At 73.0% G+C, this 16,568-nt stretch carries 15 protein-coding genes and 2 tRNA genes; 5 read left to right on the top strand and 12 right to left on the bottom strand.

Going from position 1 to position 16,568, the window contains the following annotated elements:
- Positions 1 to 193 precede the first annotated feature (193 nt).
- From MODMU_RS26855 to ndk, 3 genes are read right to left on the bottom strand one after another with little or no spacing between them, the layout of a single operon-like run.
- Positions 194 to 961, bottom strand: a complete 768-nt coding sequence (locus tag MODMU_RS26855) for a TIGR03936 family radical SAM-associated protein (RefSeq protein WP_014739760.1) — start codon at positions 959 to 961, stop codon at positions 194 to 196.
- Positions 961 to 2,886 (bottom strand): TIGR03960 family B12-binding radical SAM protein, encoded by a 1,926-nt coding sequence (locus MODMU_RS08250; RefSeq protein WP_014739759.1) that lies wholly within the window; start codon positions 2,884 to 2,886, stop codon positions 961 to 963. The genes MODMU_RS26855 and MODMU_RS08250 overlap by 1 nt, the downstream gene beginning before the upstream one ends.
- A gap of 51 nt (positions 2,887 to 2,937) precedes the next feature.
- Positions 2,938 to 3,360, bottom strand: a complete 423-nt coding sequence (gene ndk, locus MODMU_RS08245; RefSeq protein ID WP_014739758.1) for a nucleoside-diphosphate kinase — start codon at positions 3,358 to 3,360, stop codon at positions 2,938 to 2,940.
- Between the two features lie 72 nt (positions 3,361 to 3,432).
- Here ndk and MODMU_RS08240 point away from each other — a divergent pair, with 72 nt between their 5' ends.
- A complete protein-coding gene (locus MODMU_RS08240) occupies positions 3,433 to 3,654 on the top strand; it encodes a helix-turn-helix domain-containing protein (RefSeq protein ID WP_014739757.1) in 222 nt (73 codons plus the stop codon).
- Between the two features lies 1 nt (position 3,655).
- A complete protein-coding gene (locus tag MODMU_RS08235; RefSeq protein ID WP_014739756.1) occupies positions 3,656 to 4,183 on the top strand; it encodes a Clp protease N-terminal domain-containing protein in 528 nt (175 codons plus the stop codon).
- Here MODMU_RS08235 and MODMU_RS08230 read toward each other — a convergent pair.
- The 3 genes from MODMU_RS08230 to MODMU_RS08220 form a co-directional block, all read right to left on the bottom strand.
- A complete protein-coding gene (locus MODMU_RS08230; protein WP_014739755.1) occupies positions 4,180 to 4,449 on the bottom strand; it encodes a hypothetical protein in 270 nt (89 codons plus the stop codon). The two genes, MODMU_RS08235 and MODMU_RS08230, sit on opposite strands and share 4 nt — an antisense overlap.
- Before the next feature lie 114 nt (positions 4,450 to 4,563).
- The gene (locus MODMU_RS08225) at positions 4,564 to 4,941 is read right to left on the bottom strand and encodes a DUF4233 domain-containing protein (protein ID WP_014739754.1); all 378 of its coding nucleotides are present in this window, start codon (positions 4,939 to 4,941) and stop codon (positions 4,564 to 4,566) included.
- Complete coding sequence (locus tag MODMU_RS08220) at positions 4,938 to 6,326, bottom strand: bifunctional folylpolyglutamate synthase/dihydrofolate synthase (RefSeq protein WP_014739753.1); 1,389 nt, start codon at positions 6,324 to 6,326, stop codon at positions 4,938 to 4,940. Before MODMU_RS08220 ends, MODMU_RS08225 begins: the two co-directional genes overlap by 4 nt.
- A gap of 19 nt (positions 6,327 to 6,345) precedes the next feature.
- Between MODMU_RS08220 and valS the strand changes: the two genes are divergently transcribed.
- Positions 6,346 to 8,931 carry a valine--tRNA ligase gene (valS, locus tag MODMU_RS08215; protein ID WP_014739752.1) on the top strand — a complete coding sequence of 862 codons (2,586 nt, stop codon included), beginning with the start codon at positions 6,346 to 6,348 and terminating at the stop codon, positions 8,929 to 8,931.
- A 113-nt stretch (positions 8,932 to 9,044) separates the two neighbouring features.
- Complete coding sequence (locus MODMU_RS08210; RefSeq protein WP_014739751.1) at positions 9,045 to 10,109, top strand: DUF559 domain-containing protein; 1,065 nt, start codon at positions 9,045 to 9,047, stop codon at positions 10,107 to 10,109.
- Here MODMU_RS08210 and clpX read toward each other — a convergent pair.
- The 6 genes from clpX to MODMU_RS08180 form a co-directional block, all read right to left on the bottom strand.
- Positions 10,024 to 11,298 (bottom strand): ATP-dependent Clp protease ATP-binding subunit ClpX, encoded by a 1,275-nt coding sequence (clpX, locus tag MODMU_RS08205; protein ID WP_014739750.1) that lies wholly within the window; start codon positions 11,296 to 11,298, stop codon positions 10,024 to 10,026. The genes MODMU_RS08210 and clpX overlap by 86 nt on opposite strands.
- 314 nt (positions 11,299 to 11,612) lie before the next feature.
- Entirely contained in the window at positions 11,613 to 12,245 is a 633-nt protein-coding gene (locus MODMU_RS08200) for an ATP-dependent Clp protease proteolytic subunit (protein WP_014739749.1), read from the bottom strand.
- A 2-nt stretch (positions 12,246 to 12,247) separates the two neighbouring features.
- Positions 12,248 to 12,895 carry an ATP-dependent Clp protease proteolytic subunit gene (locus MODMU_RS08195; protein ID WP_014739748.1) on the bottom strand — a complete coding sequence of 216 codons (648 nt, stop codon included), beginning with the start codon at positions 12,893 to 12,895 and terminating at the stop codon, positions 12,248 to 12,250.
- A 285-nt stretch (positions 12,896 to 13,180) separates the two neighbouring features.
- Positions 13,181 to 14,665 carry a trigger factor gene (gene tig, locus MODMU_RS08190; RefSeq protein WP_014739747.1) on the bottom strand — a complete coding sequence of 495 codons (1,485 nt, stop codon included), beginning with the start codon at positions 14,663 to 14,665 and terminating at the stop codon, positions 13,181 to 13,183.
- Positions 14,666 to 14,756: 91 nt separating this feature from the next.
- A tRNA-Pro gene (locus MODMU_RS08185) sits at positions 14,757 to 14,830 on the bottom strand.
- A gap of 14 nt (positions 14,831 to 14,844) precedes the next feature.
- Positions 14,845 to 16,266, bottom strand: coding sequence for a pyridoxal phosphate-dependent decarboxylase family protein (locus MODMU_RS08180; protein ID WP_014739746.1), 1,422 nt, complete (start codon positions 16,264 to 16,266; stop codon positions 14,845 to 14,847).
- Positions 16,267 to 16,389: 123 nt separating this feature from the next.
- Between MODMU_RS08180 and MODMU_RS08175 the strand changes: the two genes are divergently transcribed.
- A tRNA-Gly gene (locus MODMU_RS08175) sits at positions 16,390 to 16,463 on the top strand.
- Positions 16,464 to 16,568: the final 105 nt, after the last annotated feature.

Here is a 16,568-nt window from a genome sequence, read left to right as displayed (position 1 = left end):
GGTCGGGCGGGCCGCGAGGTGCGACGGCGCCCTTCTCGCGAAGTCTGGGTCCGCGCCCCGGCCGGTGCGGCTGGGGCCCGGTGGTGCAGCGTGCGGAACGCGGGTGGTGCGGGGCGGGCAAGATCGGGGTGGTACGGCGCGTCACGGCTGGCAGACGTGTCGCGGACGACGCCCGGCGTCCGGCTCCGCCGGTTCAGACCTGCGCGCGCTCCTCCTGGCAGCAGGAGCGCACCGCACGATCGGGTCCCAGCGGATCGGCGACCTCACCGCTGTCGTCGAGCCGGCCCTGCGCCTCACGCACGGCCCGGATGGGCAACGGCGGGCGCAGGTCGGCGACGGCAGCCAGAGCGGCCATCACGTCATCCGGTCGGACGGTCGGCGTGAGCTGCCGTACGACCACGTGCAGTATGGCACAACCTGCCTCCACGGCCACCGCCGCGCGGACGACGGCGGCCCGCGCATCGACGTCCCGGGTGCCGTTCTTGGTGCGCTTGGTGACCATCACCGCCTCGCGTGAAAGCAGCTCCCGGACGGCGGCCGACAGCTCGTCGGCGTCCACCCCGGGCAGGTCGATCCGCCAGCGGGTGGCGTCCAGCCGGTCGGCCAGCGACCCGCTGCCCTCGACCGCCTCGACGCACTCCAGGACGTCGATCCCCGGCGGCAGCGAGGCGTCCAGCGCGGCGCGCACCTGCTCGGGGTCGCGCCGGGCGGACAGCCCGATCTCGAAGTACTCCGCCTCCGAGGCCGCGCCGGTCGGCGCCGCCCCCATGTAGGAGATCTTCGGGTGCGGGCTGAAACCGGCGGAGAAGGCCATCGGCACCTGGGCCCGGCGCAGCGCGCGCTCCAGGGCCCGGGCCAGGTCGCGGTGCGAGGCGAACCGCAGCGGGCCGCGCTTGGTGTAGCGCAGCCGCAGCTTCTGCACGGTCGGCGGCGGCGGGGGCCCGTCGGGCTGCCGGGCCATCAGCGGACCACGATGAGCGGGAGAAGGCTCCGGCCGGTGGGGCCGATCTGGATCTCGGTGCCCATGGTCGGGCAGACGCCGCAGTCGTAGCAGCCGGTCCACCGGCAGTCCCCGACCTCGTCCTCGGAGATCGCGTCCTGCCAGTCCTCCCAGAGCCATTCCTTGTCCAGCCCGGAGTCCAGGTGGTCCCAGGGCAGCACCTCGTGCTCGGTCCGCTCCCGGGTGGTGTACCAGTCCAGGTCCAGCCCGAAGGCGCCGAGCTCCTCGGTCGCGGCGGTCCGCCACCGGTCGTAGGAGAAGTGCTCGCTCCAGCCGTCGAAGTGGCCGCCGTCGCGCCACACCCGCTCGATGACCTTCCCGACGCGGCGGTCGCCGCGGGAGAGCAGGCCCTCGATCACGCCGGGCTTGCCGTCGTGGTAGCGCAGCCCGATGGAGCGGCCGATCCGCCGGTCGCTGTTGATCGCCTCGCGCAGGATCCGCAGCCGGTGGTCGATCGTCTCGGCGCTGGCCTGCGCGGCCCACTGGAACGGGGTGTGCGGCTTGGGCACGAAGCCACCGATGGAGACGGTGCAGCGGATGTCCTTGGTGCCGCTGGCCTCCCGGCCGGCCCGGATGACCTCGACCGCCAGCTCGGCGATCTCCAGCACGTCCGCGTCGGTCTCGGTGGGCAGACCGCACATGAAGTAGAGCTTCACCTGCCGCCAGCCGTTGGCGTAGGCGGTGGTGACCGTGCGGACCAGGTCCTCCTTGGACACGGTCTTGTTGATCACCCGCCGGATGCGCTCGCTGCCGCCCTCGGGGGCGAAGGTCAGCCCGGAGCGGCGGCCGTTGCGGGACAGCTCGTTGGCCAGCGTGACGTTGAAGGCGTCGACCCGGGTGCTGGGCAGGCTCAGCCCGGTGTTCGTGCCCTCGTACCGGTCGGCCAGCTCCTTGGCCAGCTGGCCGATCTCGGAGTGGTCGGCGCTGGACAGCGACAGCAGCCCGACCTCTTCGTAGCCGGTCGCCTTGAGGCCGGCGTCGACCATGGAGCCGATGCCGGTGATGGTCCGCTCGCGCACCGGGCGGGTGATCATCCCGGCCTGGCAGAACCGGCAGCCGCGGGTGCAGCCGCGGAAGATCTCCACGCTCATCCGCTCGTGCACGCTCTCCGCGAGCGGTACCAGCGGCTGCTTGGGGTAGGGCCACTCGTCCAGGTCCATCACCGTGCGCTTGCCGACCCGCGCCGGGACGTCGTCCCGGGTGCGCAGCACCTCGGCGATCGTCCCGTCGGCGGCGTAGCTGACGGCGTAGAAGCGCGGGACGTAGACGCCGTCGACCCGGGCCAGCCGGGCGAGCAGCTCGACCCGCCCGCCGGGGCGGCCCTCGGCCTTCCACGCGGCGACGACGTCGGTGATGTCACCGACGACCTGCTCGCCGTCACCGAGGACGGCGCAGTCGACGAAGTCGGCGACCGGCTCGGGGTTGAACGCGGCGTGCCCACCGGCCACCACGACCGGGTGGGTCTCGTCGCGGTCGACCGCGTGCAGCGGGACGCCGGCGAGGTCGAGGGCCTCGAGCAGGTTGGTGTAGCCGAGCTCGGTGGCGAAGCTGACGCCCAGCAGGTCGAACGCGCGCACCGGGCGGTGCGCGTCGACGGTGAACTGGCCGACACCGTGCTCACGCATCAGCCCGGCGAGGTCGGGCCAGACGGCGTAGGTGCGCTCGGCCAGGGCGTCCGGGCGCTCGTTGAGCACCTCGTAGAGGATCATGAGGCCCTGGTTGGGCAGGCCCACCTCGTAGGCGTCGGGGTACATCAGCGCCCAGTGCACGGGGACGTCGTCCCACGGCTTCACCTGGGCGTTGAGCTCACCGCCCACGTACTGGATGGGCTTCTGCACCTGGGCGAGCAACGGCTCGAGCTGGGGGTAGAGCGAGTCCACAGTCATGACCGGTCCAGGGTAGACGGCGGGACCCCGGTGCAGGGCCCCGCCGTCGGACTAGCCGAGGCCGGGGAAGAAGAGCGCGATCTCGCGGGCGGCGGACTCGGGCGAGTCCGAGCCGTGCACGATGTTGTTCTGCACCTCGAGGGCGAAGTCGCCGCGGATGGTGCCGGGGGCGGCCTTCACCGGGTCGGTGGCGCCGGCCAGCGCGCGGAACGCCTCGATGGCGCGCGGGCCCTCGACGACCAGGGCGAGCAGCGGGCCGCTGGTGATGAACTCGACCAGCGAGCCGAAGAACGGGCGCTCGCGGTGCTCGCCGTAGTGCTCCTCGGCGACCTCGACGGTCAGGGTGCGCAGCTCGGCGGCGACCAGGCGGAGGCCCTTGGCCTCGAGCCGGGCGACGACCTGGCCGACGAGGCCGCGGGCGACGCCGTCGGGCTTGACCAGGACGAGGGAGCGTTCAGCGGTGGGTGCAGACACGGCGGGGAGCGTACGGGACCCCCGTCGTCAACATGAGTTGACAGGAGGACGGCGTCAACCTACGTTGACGGCATGGCATCCCCCACCGACGTCACCACCGCCGCCGCGGCCGACGACCCGGACACCGGGCTGCGCGCCATCCGGGCGCTGCGCGACCTGGCCGACCGGCTCGAGGTGCTCCAGGTGTCCAACGCCCGGGGCCGCGGCTGGTCCTGGCAGCAGATCGCCGACGCGCTCGGCGTGAGCAAGCAGGCCGTCCACAAGAAGCACGCCACCTCGAGAAGGGACCGCTGACGTGTTCGAGCGCTTCACCGACGAGGCACGCCGCGCCGTCGTCCTCGCCCAGGAGGAGGCCCGGGAGCTCCGGGCCGAGCGGGTCGACCCGGTCCACCTGCTGCTGGCGCTGACCCGCGACCCCAGCCGGGGCGGGACGGCGCTGCGGGCGGCCGGGGTCGACCACGACCGGCTCGCGCCCGTGGCGGCCGCGGTCGGCGACCCGCTGGACCCCGCCGCCCTCGCCGCCCTCGGGGTCGACCTGGCCCAGGTGCGCGCCTCGGCCGAGGCGGTCTTCGGCGCCGGCGCCCTCGACCGGGGCCGCCGGCCGACCGGCGGGCACCTCCCCTTCGCCGACGGCAGCAAGCGGGCGCTGCAGGAGTCGCTGCGGGCGGCCCTGCGGCGCAAGGAGCGCCGACTGGACAGCGGGCACGTGCTGCTCGGCGTCCTGGCGGTGGGCGACCCGACGGTCACCCGGGTCCTCGCCCAACTGGGCACCGACGCCGGCTCGCTGCAGGAACGGGCCGGCGGGGAGCCCGAGGTGGCCTAGCGGTGGGACAGGTCCAGCCGCGCCATGTGCCGCCACAGCTCCTGGTCGCGGTCGCTGAGGCCGTTCCAGCAGTCGTAGCTGCTGCGCTGGTGCAGCTCGCGGGCGTGCCGCTCGACCAGGTCGTCGTGGAGCTGGTAGCGGACCCGGTGGGCGTACTCGGCGATCGTGTAGCCGATCGACCCGACCTTCTCGTCGGCCGCGACGGCGCCGCCGGCCCTCCTGGCGGGCTCGTGCTTCCGCGCGCAGCAACGGCTGTGGTCGGCCATGGTGCTCCCCCTGCCTCCGGTGACTGCCTGCCACAGGCGAGTCACACAACGTGTGGGGCTCAGGGTGCACCGAGGCCGCCCCCGCCGCGCCCCCCGTGCGGGTGAACCTGGGGCTCAGCCGGCGGGCGGCGCCGGCGGCGGGCCGAACGGGCTGCCCAGCAGGTCCTTACGGACCTGCAGCAGGTAGGCCCAGATCAGCACGAAGACCCCGCCGACCAGCCACATCGCCGAGCCGAGGAAGCCGGTGAGCAGCAGCGGCACCTGCAGCACGGTGCCGACCACCAGCCCCTGCGGGCGGCGCTGCACACCGCTGGCCAGGATGAGCAGCACGGCCAGCACGATGAGCACGGTCAGCCGGAAGCCGGTCAGCCCGTCGCCGCTCTGCGCGATGCCGCGCGGCACGAACAGCACGGCGATCCCCTCCAGCAGCAGGATCGCCGCCGCCGCGCCGCCCAGCGCCCGCCCGGCCCGGACCGGGTCCGGTGCCGTCACGAGCGGGTGCCGGACAGCAGGGTCCGGGCCTCCCCCGCGGTGATCACGCTGCCGGTGACCAGCACGCCGGACCCGCCCAGGGCGTCGTCCGGGCCGGCCTCGGCCAGCTCGATGGCCGCCTCGACGGCGTCGGAGAGCCGCGGGTGGACGCTGACCCGGTCGGCACCGAAGACGTCGACCGCCAGGGCGCCGAGCTCGTCGGCCGGGATCGACCGCGGCGAGCTGTTCTGGGTGACCACCAGCTCGGCGCACAGCCCCTCGAGCTCGGCGAGCATCCCGCTGACGTCCTTGCCCTGCACGCAGGCCACGACGCCGACGAGCCGGGTGAAGTCGAAGGACTCGCGCACCGCCGCCACCGTCACGGCCATGCCGGCCGGGTTGTGCGCGGCGTCGACGAGCACCGCCGGCGAGCTGCGCACCCGCTCCAGCCGCCCCGGCGAGCGCACGGCGGCGAAGGACTCCCGGACGACGTCCTGCGCGACCGGCCCGGTGGCCGACCCCGCCCCCAGGAACGCCTCCACCGCGGCCAGCGCCACCGCCGCGTTCTGCGCCTGGTGGGCGCCGAACAACGGCAGGAACACCTCGTCGTACTCCCCGCCCAGCCCCTGCAGCCGGACCTGCTGGCCGCCGACGGCGACCCGGCGCTCCAGCACGCCGAACTCGGTGCCCTCGCGGGCCACCGTCGCGTCGACCTCGATGGCCCGGCGCACCAGCGCCTCCAGCGCGCCGGGCGGCTGGTGGGCGAGCACCGCGACGACGTCGACGCCGGGCAGGCCCTCCTCGGTCGGCGGCGCGGGCTTGATGATCCCGGACTTCTCGGTGGCGATGCTGGCGACGTCGGGGCCGAGGTACTCGGCGTGGTCCAGCGACACCGGGGTGACCACGGCGACCCGGGCGTCGGCGACGTTGGTCGCGTCCCAGGTGCCGCCCATGCCGACCTCGATGACCGCGACGTCGACCGGGGCCTCGGCGAAGGCGGCGTAGGCCATCGTCACCATCACCTCGAAGAACGACATCGGCACGTCGCTGCCGGCGTCGACCAGCTGCACGTAGGGCGCGACGTCGTCGAAGACCTCGACGAACCGGTCGGCCGGCAGCGGCTCGCCGTCGAGCACGATCCGCTCGCGCAGCTCCTCCAGGTGCGGGCTGGTGAAGCGGCCGACGCGCAGGCCGAAGCCGCGCAGCAGCTCGTCGATCATCCGCGCCGTCGTCGTCTTGCCGTTGGTGCCGGTCACCTGGACGACGGGGAACGCGCGCTGCGGCGAGCCGAGCAGGTCGACGAGCGCGGAGATGCGGGTCAGGGACGGTTCCAGCCGGTTCTCCGGCCACCGCGACAGGAGCGCCTGCTCGACCCTGGCCAGGTCACGGGAAAGGGAGGTGCTCACCGCTCCTAGGATGCCAGTCATGGCAGCCGACACCTCAGCCCTGGAGAGCACGGCCCCGGGAGTCGGGGCCGTCGTACCCGAGAAGCCCACCCTCGACGGCCTCGAGGACAAGTGGGTCACCCGCTGGGCCGAGGGCGACACCTACGCCTTCGACCGGGCCGCCGCGCTCGCCGCCCCGCGCTCGGAGACCTACGCGATCGACACCCCGCCGCCCACGGCGAGCGGGTCGCTGCACGTCGGCCACGTGTTCAGCTACACCCACACCGACATCGTCGCCCGCTACCAGCGGATGCGCGGCAAGCACGTCTTCTACCCGATGGGCTGGGACGACAACGGCCTGCCGACCGAGCGCCGGGTGCAGAACTTCTACGGCGTCCGCTGCGACCCCTCGCTCCCCTACGACGAGGGCTTCCAGCCCCCGGAGAAGCCGGGCAAGGACCAGCTGCCGATCTCCCGGCGCAACTTCGTCGAGCTGTGCGAGCGGCTGACCGCCGTCGACGAGGCGGAGTTCGAGAAGCTCTGGCGCCGGGTCGGCCTCTCGGTCGACTGGTCGGGGGTCTACCGGACGATCTCGGAGACCTCCCGCGCCACCGCGCAGCGGATGTTCCTGCACAACCTGGCCCGCGGCGAGGCCTACGCCCAGGAGGCGCCGACCCTCTGGGACGTCACCTTCCGCACGGCGGTCGCCCAGGCCGAGCTGGAGGACCGGGAGCGCCCCGGGGCCTACCACCGGATCGCCTTCGCCGGCCCCGAGGGCCCGGTGTTCATCGAGACCACCCGGCCGGAGCTGCTGCCGGCCTGCGTCGCCCTGGTCGCGCACCCCGACGACGAGCGGTACCAGCCGCTGTTCGGGAAGACCGTCCGGACGCCGCTGTTCGGCGTCGAGGTCCCCGTGGTCGCGCACCGGCTGGCCGAGCCGGACAAGGGCTCGGGCATCGCGATGATCTGCACCTTCGGCGACCTCAACGACGTCACCTGGTGGCGGGAGCTGCAGCTGCCGACCCGCGCCGTCATCGGCTGGGACGGCCGCTTCGTCGCCGAGCCGCCGGCCGACGTGCCCGCCGACGTCTACGCCGAGCTGGCCGGCAAGACCTCCTTCAGCGCGCAGGCCCGCATCGTGGAGCTGCTGCGCGAGTCCGGCGACCTGGTCGGCGACCCCAAGCCGATCACCCACCCGGTGAAGTTCTTCGAGAAGGGCGAGCGCCCGCTGGAGATCGTCACCACCCGGCAGTGGTACATCCGCAACGGCGGCCGGGACGCCGACCTGCGCGCGGCGCTCGTCGAGCGCGGCCGGGAGATCCAGTGGGTGCCCGAGCACATGCGGCACCGCTACGAGAACTGGGTCGAGGGCCTCAACGGCGACTGGCTGGTCAGCCGCCAGCGGTTCTTCGGCGTCCCCTTCCCGGTCTGGTACCGCCTGGACGCCGAGGGCGAGCCGGACTACTCCGCGCCGCTGCTGGCGCCGGAGTCGGCGCTGCCGGTCGACCCGTCCTCCGACGTCCCGGAGGGCTTCGAGGAGTCCCAGCGCGGCGTGCCCGGCGGGTTCATCGCCGACCCCGACGTCATGGACACCTGGGCCACCTCCTCGCTGTCGCCGCAGGTGGCCTCGGGCTGGGACACCGACCCCGAGCTGTTCGCGCACGTCTTCCCGATGGACCAGCGGCCCCAGGCGCACGACATCATCCGGACCTGGCTGTTCTCCACCGTCGTCCGGGCGCACTTCGAGCACGGCACCGTGCCCTGGACCCACGCCACCATCTCCGGCTTCGTGGTCGACCCCGACCGCAAGAAGATGAGCAAGTCCAAGGGCAACGCGACCACGCCGATCGACGTGCTGGAGCGCTACGGCACCGACGCGGTGCGCTGGCGGGCGGCCGGCGCCCGACCGGGGGCGGACTCCCCCTTCGACGAGGCGCAGATGAAGGTCGGCCGCCGGCTGGCCATCAAGCTGCTCAACGTCGGCAAGTTCGTGCTGGGCCTGGGCGCCTCGGCCGCGCTGACGGCCGACGCGGTCACCGAGCCGATCGACGCCGGGCTGCTCAGCTCCCTGGCGGCCGTCGTCGACGAGGCGACCGCCGCGATGGACGCCTACAACTACACCCGGGCCCTCGAGGTCACCGAGGCGTTCTTCTGGTCGTTCTGCGACGACTACGTGGAGCTGGTGAAGACCCGCGCCTACGCCTCCGACGACGGGGCCCGCTCGGCCCAGGCGACGCTGGCGCTGGCGCTGTCGGTGCAGCTGCGGCTGCTCGCGCCGGTGCTGCCGTTCGTCACCGAGGAGGTCTGGTCGTGGTGGCAGAGCGGCTCGGTGCACCGGGCGCTGTGGCCGACCGCGACCGAGCTGCCGACCGGTGGTGACCGGGCGGTGCCCGCGGTGGCCGCCGAGGCGCTGGCCGCGGTCCGCAAGGCCAAGTCCGAGGCCAAGCAGTCGATGCGGGCCGACGTCGCCTCGGCCGTGGTGACCGCCCCGGAGGCGCAGGTGGCGCTGGTCGAGGCCGCCCGCCGCGACCTCACCGCGGCCGGCCGGATCGAGTCGCTCACCGTGGTCGCCGGCGACGGCCCGCTGACCGTCGACGTCGTCCTCGCCGAGACCCCCGACGCCTGACCGTCGGACCCCAGCGGCCCAGAACCCCACCGGTTCTGGGCCGCTGAGGTCCACAACTCCAGCCGTCCACAGGGGGCCAGCGGCGGAGGCCGCCGATCCGGCAGCCTGCCGTCGTGCACGCCCTCCCTCCTCTGCTGCCCGCCGGTGTCGGCCGTCGGGACGACCTGGCCCTGGCGACCAGCTCGACCAGCGTCAACCGGTGGCTCAGCTCCGGTGCGCTCGTGCTGGTGCACCCCGGCGTGGTGGCCCTGCCCGACCGGATCGACGACTGGCAGGTGCGGGCCAGCGCAGCCACCCTCTGGACGCGAGCGCCGCTCAGCCACCTGTCCGCGCTCACCGCCGCCGGCCTCCTGACGGCGGCACCGCCTGGTCCGGTGCACGTGACCGTGCCGGCCGACCGGTGGCCGCGCGGGGCAGCCGGCGTCGTCGCCCACCGCACCACCCGGCCGATCGGGCGCACGGAGGGGACCTCCACCCCGCGGCTGCCCGTGGCCCGGAGCCTGGTGGACGCCTGGGGCTGGGCCCACGCCCCGCGGACGAACCCCCGTGCCGGTGCCGAGCGACCGCTGGTCCGGCAGCTGGTGATCGACGCCGTTCGCCGGCGTGACGTCTCCGTGCCGCAGGTGCGGGAGCAGTCGGACGGGCAGCCGGTGCACGCGGGCCGGGCCGCGTTGGGTGCCCTGCTCGACCTGGTCGAGGCAGGCTGCCAGAGCGAACTGGAGATCTTCGGGGTCACCCACGTGCTGCACATCCCCGGCATCCCCGCGCCCGTGCAGCAGCACCGCGTGTTCCTGCCCGACGGCCGGTACGTCGACCTCGACGCCGCCTACGTCGGCGCGAGGGTCGGCGTCGAGCTGGACGGGCACCGGTACCACAGCAGCCGGGAGGACCGGGAGCGGGACATGCGCAAGGACACCGCGCTGGCCACGCTCGGGTGGATCTCGCTGCGCTACAGCTACCGCCGGCTGACCGGTGAGCCGTCAGCGTGCCGACGCGAGATCGAGGCCGTGGTCCGCGGTCGTCTGGACCGCCGAACGCCAGTGGCCCGGAACCTCGAGGGTTCCGGGCCACTGGCGTACGAAGGTCAGCCGATCACGCCGACTTCTCGCGGGGGGCGCGGGCGGGCTTGCGCGGGACGATCGTCGGGTTCACGTGCTGCAGGACGACGTCCTGGGTGATGACCACGGTGGCGACGTCCTCGCGGCTGGGGATGTCGTACATGACCGACTGCAGGACCTCCTCCATGATCGCCCGGAGCCCGCGGGCACCGGTGCCGCGCAGGATGGCCTGGTCGGCGATCGACTCCAGCGCGTCGTCGGTGAACTCGAGCTCCACCCCGTCGAGCTCGAACAGCCGGCGGTACTGGCGCACCAGGGCGTTCTTCGGCTCGGTGAGGATGTTGATCAGTGCCTCGCGGTCCAGCTTCTGCACGCTGGTGATCACCGGCAGCCGGCCGATGAACTCGGGGATCATCCCGAACTTCAGCAGGTCCTCGGGCATGACCTGGGCGAAGGCGTTGGCCTCCTCGATCTCGGCCTTGCCGCGGACCTCGGCGCCGAAGCCGATGCCCTGCTTGCCGGTGCGGGCCTCGATCACCTGGTCCAGGCCGGCGAAGGCGCCACCCACGATGAACAGCACGTTGGTGGTGTCGATCTGGATGAACTCCTGGTGCGGGTGCTTGCGACCGCCCTGCGGCGGCACCGAGGCCGTCGTCCCCTCGAGGATCTTCAGCAGCGCCTGCTGCACGCCCTCGCCGGAGACGTCCCGGGTGATCGACGGGTTCTCGCTCTTGCGGGCGATCTTGTCGACCTCGTCGATGTAGATGATCCCGGTCTCGGCGCGCTTGACGTCGTAGTCCGCGGCCTGGATCAGCTTCAGCAGGATGTTCTCGACGTCCTCACCGACGTACCCGGCCTCGGTCAGCGCGGTGGCGTCGGCGATGGCGAAGGGCACGTTCAGCATCCGGGCGAGGGTCTGGGCCAGGTGCGTCTTGCCGCACCCGGTCGGGCCCATCAGCAGGATGTTGGACTTGGCGAGCTCGACACCCTCGTCCCGGCTGCCGCGCTCACCGCCGGCCTGGATCCGCTTGTAGTGGTTGTAGACCGCGACCGCGAGGGTGCGCTTGGCCTGGTCCTGGCCGATGACGTACTGCTCGAGGAAGTCGTGGATCTCCTTGGGCTTCGGCAGCTCGTCGAACTTGAGGTCCGACGACTCCGAGAGCTCCTCCTCGATGATCTCGTTGCAGAGGTCGATGCACTCATCGCAGATGTACACCCCAGGGCCCGCGATGAGCTTCTTGACCTGCTTCTGGCTCTTGCCGCAGAACGAGCACTTGAGCAGGTCGCCGCTCTCACCGATACGTGCCACCTGGCTGACCTCCACCTCGAGTGGGACGGCTGAGCCGTTGCCCCTGGTACGTGCCTTGTCGTTGCCCTCGTCGACGCCCTCGGACCCGGCGTCCCCTGCGTCCCTGCGGTCTGACCGGGGAGTCGGGCGTCCTCCGAACCTACCCGGCCGGACCGACGTTCCCGGGAACTGACGCACCCGGTTCGCCCGGCTCGCAACACCTGCCTCGCACCTCCCCCGTGACCCGGCGGAGGCTCGCGCCGACCGCCGGACGGGTTGGGAGAACGGTACGGGCCGGGGGCCCGGAATGCGCCCCCGGCCGCACCGTCACTGCATCAGGCAGCCGGGAGCGCGTTGAGCTTCCGGCTGGCGATGACCTGGTCGACGATCCCGTAGTCCTTGGCCTCCTGGGCCGTGAGGATCTTGTCCCGGTCGATGTCCTTGCGGACCTGCTCCTGGGTCTGGCCGGTGTGCCGGGCCAGGATGGCCTCCATCAGCGTGCGCACCCGCTCGATCTCCCGGGCGTGGATCTCCAGGTCGGTGACCTGGCCACCCGCCTCACCGGAGGGCTGGTGGATGAGCACCCGGGAGTAGGGCAGCGCGAGCCGCTTGCCCGGGGTCCCGGCCGCGAGCAGGACGGCGGCCGCGGAGGCGGCCTGGCCCATGCAGACGGTCTGGATGTCGGGACGGACGAACATCATCGTGTCGTAGATCGCCGTGAGCGCGGTGAACGAGCCACCGGGCGAGTTGATGTACATGGTGATGTCGCGGTCGGGGTCGTTGGACTCCAGCGTGATGAGCTGCGCCATCACGTCGTTGGCCGACGCGTCGTCGACCTGCACCCCGAGGAAGATGATGCGCTCCTCGAAGAGCTTGTTGTACGGGTTGGACTCCTTCATGCCGTAGCTCGTGCGCTCCACGAAGGAGGGCAGGATGTAGCGGCTGGAGGGCATCTGGAAGTCGCTCATGGTCACTTCTCCGGTCCGTCGGTGACCGGGTTGTCGGTCTCGGTCATGGTGTCGGCGCGGGTCACGACGTGGTCGACGAAGCCGTACTCGAGGGCCTCCTGCGCGGTGAACCAGCGGTCGCGGTCGGAGTCCTCGTTGATCCGCTCCGCGGTCTGCCCGGTGTGCAGCGCCTGGAGGCGGTTGAGCTCCTGCTTGGTGCTGCGGAACAGCTCGGCCTGGATCGCGATGTCGGAGGCGGTGCCGCCGACGCCGGCCGAGGGCTGGTGCATCAGGATCCGCGTGTGCGGCAGCGAGTACCGCTTGCCCTTGGTGCCCGCGGTGAGCAGGAACTGGCCCATCGAGGCGGCCAGGCCCATCGCGTAGGTGGCGACGTCGCAGTCGATGAACTGCATCGTGTCGTAGATCGCCATGCCCGCGGTGACCGAGCCACCGGGCGAGTTGATGTACAGGTGGATGTCGCGCTTGGGGTCCTCGGCGGACAGCAGCAGCATCTGCGCGGCCAGCTGGTTGGCGATCACGTCGTCGACCTGGCTGCCGAGGAAGATGATCCGCTCACGCAGGAGCCGCTCGTAGACCGAGTCGTTGAGGTTCATCATCGAGCCGCCGCCGCGCATCATCGGCGCGCCGGGGGTGATCAGTGGGGTGCTCACGGGTGCGGTGACCTCCGTAGGACTGCGGTGCAGTCGGTCTCGTGGAACGGGTTGGCCGGTGGTCGGGGGGTGTGTGCCGACGCCGCGGACGGCCTCTGGCTGCTGGTCGTCAGTGCGGCCTCGGGGATCGCTTCGTCGTCACGTCGACCCTAACGCGCACCCCCGACGGCTTCCTCCCGGTCGGGGCCGGTGTTCGCCGTGGGCGCAGCGGCGCGGACCCCGGGGACGACAGCGCCGCCCGCACCCCAGCAGGGGTACGGGCGGCGCGGTGGTGCCTCGGGGCCGTCAGGCCTTGGCGGTGCTGCCCTCGGCGTCGTCGACGGCGGCCTCGGCGTCGGTCACGACGGTGTCGGTGGCACCACCCTCGGCCTCGTTGTCGGCGTCGTCGTCGGCGACGTCACCGCCGGCGACCTCCTCCGGGACGTCGTCGCCGGCCGCGGCGACGGTGCGCGGGCGCAGCGCCTCCAGGTCGACGACGTTGCCCGACGCGTCGGTGATCGTGGTCTCGTCGAGCAGCTGCGCGAGGGCCTTGGTGCGGCGGACGTCGGCGACGAAGTCGGCGATGTTGTTGCCCTGCTGCAGCTGCTGCGCGTACTGCTCGGGGCTGACCCGGTTGCGCTGGGCCTGCGCCATGATCTGCGCGGAGAGGTCCTCGTTGTCGACGGTCACCTCACGGGCGTCGGCGATCGAGTCGAGGATGAACTGGGTCTTGACCGCCTTCTCGACGTTCTCCCGCAGCTCGGCGTCGTAGGCCTCGCGGCCGCCCTCGATCCCGGCGGCGGTGAAGTAGGCGTCCCAGTCCATGCCGGCCTGCTGGAGCTCGCGCTCCATGGCCTGACCGCGCCAGGCGAGCTCCTGCTCGACCATGTTCTCCGGCACCGGCACCTCGATGACCTCGATGAGGTGCTCGACCAGCTTGTCGCGGGCCTCGGCGCCCTGCTGCAGCACCTTGGTGCGGGACAGCCGGGTGCGGACGTCCTCGCGCAGCTCGGCCAGCGTGTCGAACTCGCTGGCGATGGAGGCGAACTCGTCGTCCAGCTCGGGGAGCTCCTTGGCCTTGACCGAGCGCACGGTGACGGTGACGTCGGCCAGCTCGCCGGCGTCGTCACCGGACAGCAGCGCGGTCTGGAAGGTGGCGCTCTCGTCGGCGGACAGACCGGTGACGGCCTCGTCGAGGCCGGCCATCAGGCCGCCCGAGCCGACCTCGTAGGACATGCCGGTGGTGCTGCCGTCCTCGAGGACCTCGCCGTTGAGCGTGGCCTCCAGGTCGATGGAGACGTAGTCGCCCTCGGCGGCGGCGCGCTCGACCCCGGTCAGGGTGGCGAAGCGCTCGCGCATGACCGACACCTGCGCGTCGATCTCCTCGTCGGTGACCTCGACGTCGTCGACGGTGACCGCGAGGGAGTCCAGCGGGGGCAGCTCGAGGGTGGGGGCGACGTCGACCTCGGCGGTGAAGGCGAGGGCCTCGCCGTCGTCGATCCGGGTCACCTCGACCTCGGGCTGGCTGATCACCCGGACCTGGTTCTCCCGGATCGCCTCGGAGTAGACCTCGGGGACGGCGTGCTGGACGACCTGCTCGAGGACGACGGGGCGGCCGATGCGCTGGTCGAGGACGCGGTTGGGGACCTTGCCGGGGCGGAAGCCGGGGACGCGGACCTGCTTGCCCAGCTCCTTGTAGACCTCACCGAAGGCGTGGTCCAGGTCGCTCCACGGCACCTCGATCGCGAGCCGGACCCGGGTCGGGCCCAGGTTCTCGATGGTGCTCTTCACTGTGCAGCGCTCCTCTGGAAGGGGGACGGACGACGGGCGCGACGCACACGGCATCGCAGCTCGCCACGAGTCTAGAGATGTCGGTCGTGTGTCGGGGTGGCGGGATTTGAACCCACGGCCCCCCGCTCCCAAAGCGGGTGCGCTACCAAGCTGCGCCACACCCCGTGGCCGCTGCGAGTCTAGGGGGCGGGCGGCGTCCCCGTGCCGCGACGTCGGCCGTCGACCGCGGCCACGGCCCGGCGCACCGCGTCGACGGACGCCTCGACGTCGGCCGCGTCGGTCGACCAGTTGCTCACCGAGACCCGGAGCACGGCCCGGCCGGCCCACCGGGAGCCCGACATCCACACCGTCCCGTCGGAGATCACCGCAGCGGTGACCGCCGCGGTGCGCTCGTCGCTGCCGAAGCTGACGCAGACCTGGGTGTAGACGACGTCGTTGAGGACCGCCGCGCCGTCCAGGCCGGCCAGGCCCCGGGCCAGCGCCTGCGCGTGCTCGACCAGCCGGTCGACGAGCGCGGCCACGCCCGCCTGACCCAGCGACCGCAGCGCCGCCCAGACCGGCACGCCCCGGGCCCGCCGGGACATCTCCACCGTCACGTCGACCGGGTCGGTGACGTCGCTGCTCAGCAGGTAGCTGGTCCGGACGCCCAGCGCGGCGCGCATCAGCGCCGGGTCGCGCACGACGGCGACGCCGCAGTCGTAGGGCACGTTGAGCGTCTTGTGCGCGTCGGTGGCCCACGAGTCGGCCCGGTCCAGCCCGCCGACGAGGTGCGCCAGCGCGGGTGAGGCCGCGGCCCACAGGCCGAACGCCCCGTCGACGTGCACCCAGGCGCCGTGCCGGTGCGCGAGGTCGGCGGCGTCCCCGAGCGGGTCGAACGCACCCGAGTGCAGGTTGCCCGCCTGCAGGCAGACGATCGTGGGGGTGCCGGCGGGCGCGCCGTCGAGGGCGCGGGCCAGGGCGTCGGTCCGCAGCCGCCCCTGGTCGTCGACGGCGACCTGCTCCGGCCGGCCCAGCCCCAGGTAGCGCAGCGCCAGGTCCACCGAGACGTGGCTGTCCGCACCGACGAGCACCCGGACCCGCGGGCCGCCGGCCAGCCCCTCCTCCTCCACGGCCCACCCGGCGCCGGTCAGCACCGCGTGCCGGCCGGCGGCCAGGCACGACGTGTTCGCCGTCGTCGCACCGGTGGAGAAGCCGACCGCGCTGCCGGCCGGCAGGCCGAGCAGGTGCACCAGCCACTCCCCCGCGGCCTCCTCGACGCCGGCGACGCCTGGGGTGGCCGCGCGCATGCCGGTGTTCTGGTCCCAGCTGCTGACCAGCCAGTCCGCGCCCAGCGACGCCGGGAGCACCCCGCCCATGACCCAGCCGAAGAACCGGCCGGAGTTGATCGCCATCAGCCCCGGCTCGGCGAGGGCGGCGAGCTCGTCGACGACCTGGGCCGCGCCGGCCGGCGGCTGGCTCAGCAGCTCGAGGGCGCGGGCCCGGACCTCGTCCGCGGTCGCGGCCGGGGGCACCCGCCGGTCGGGCAGCTCGTGCAGCCAGGACCGGGCGTGCTCGGCCGCGGCCCGCAGCGCCTCGTCGTACGCGTCGGCCGCGGCACCCATGGGGCGCAGCCTGGCACGGGCCGCTCCGGCGTGGAGGGGTTGCGCCCGCGGCGTCGACCGGTGCCGGCGGCAGCGGGAGGCGACCGGTTAGGCTGCCCGGGAGCAGGACGCGTGCGTCCCTCCGCGGGTGTAGCTCAATGGTAGAGCCCCAGCCTTCCAAGCTGGCCATGCCGGTTCGATCCCGGTCACCCGCTCCACGCACTGACCAGCAGATTTGCTCGTCTGTGCAGCTCAGCGCGGCGTTGGGGCCGCTCCCGTGCCTTATGGGTGCTGACCCCTGCTGCCCCCTGACGACCGGCTTT

It is taken from the genome of Modestobacter italicus (assembly GCF_000306785.1).
Classification (GTDB): Bacteria; Actinomycetota; Actinomycetes; order Mycobacteriales; family Geodermatophilaceae; genus Modestobacter; species Modestobacter italicus.
The sequence above is the reverse complement of the archived record's forward strand: the minus strand, read 5'-3'. Positions and strand labels throughout refer to the sequence as shown.

Coding starts and splice junctions, on each gene's coding strand:
- MODMU_RS26855 (WP_014739760.1), bottom strand. CDS start 961: ATGGCCCGGCAGCCCGACGGGCCCCCGCCGCCGCCGACCGTGCAGAAG.
- MODMU_RS08250 (WP_014739759.1), bottom strand. CDS start 2,886: ATGACTGTGGACTCGCTCTACCCCCAGCTCGAGCCGTTGCTCGCCCAG.
- MODMU_RS08240 (WP_014739757.1), top strand. CDS start 3,433: ATGGCATCCCCCACCGACGTCACCACCGCCGCCGCGGCCGACGACCCG.
- MODMU_RS08230 (WP_014739755.1), bottom strand. CDS start 4,449: ATGGCCGACCACAGCCGTTGCTGCGCGCGGAAGCACGAGCCCGCCAGG.
- valS (WP_014739752.1), top strand. CDS start 6,346: ATGGCAGCCGACACCTCAGCCCTGGAGAGCACGGCCCCGGGAGTCGGG.
- MODMU_RS08200 (WP_014739749.1), bottom strand. CDS start 12,245: ATGAGCGACTTCCAGATGCCCTCCAGCCGCTACATCCTGCCCTCCTTC.
- MODMU_RS08180 (WP_014739746.1), bottom strand. CDS start 16,266: ATGGGTGCCGCGGCCGACGCGTACGACGAGGCGCTGCGGGCCGCGGCC.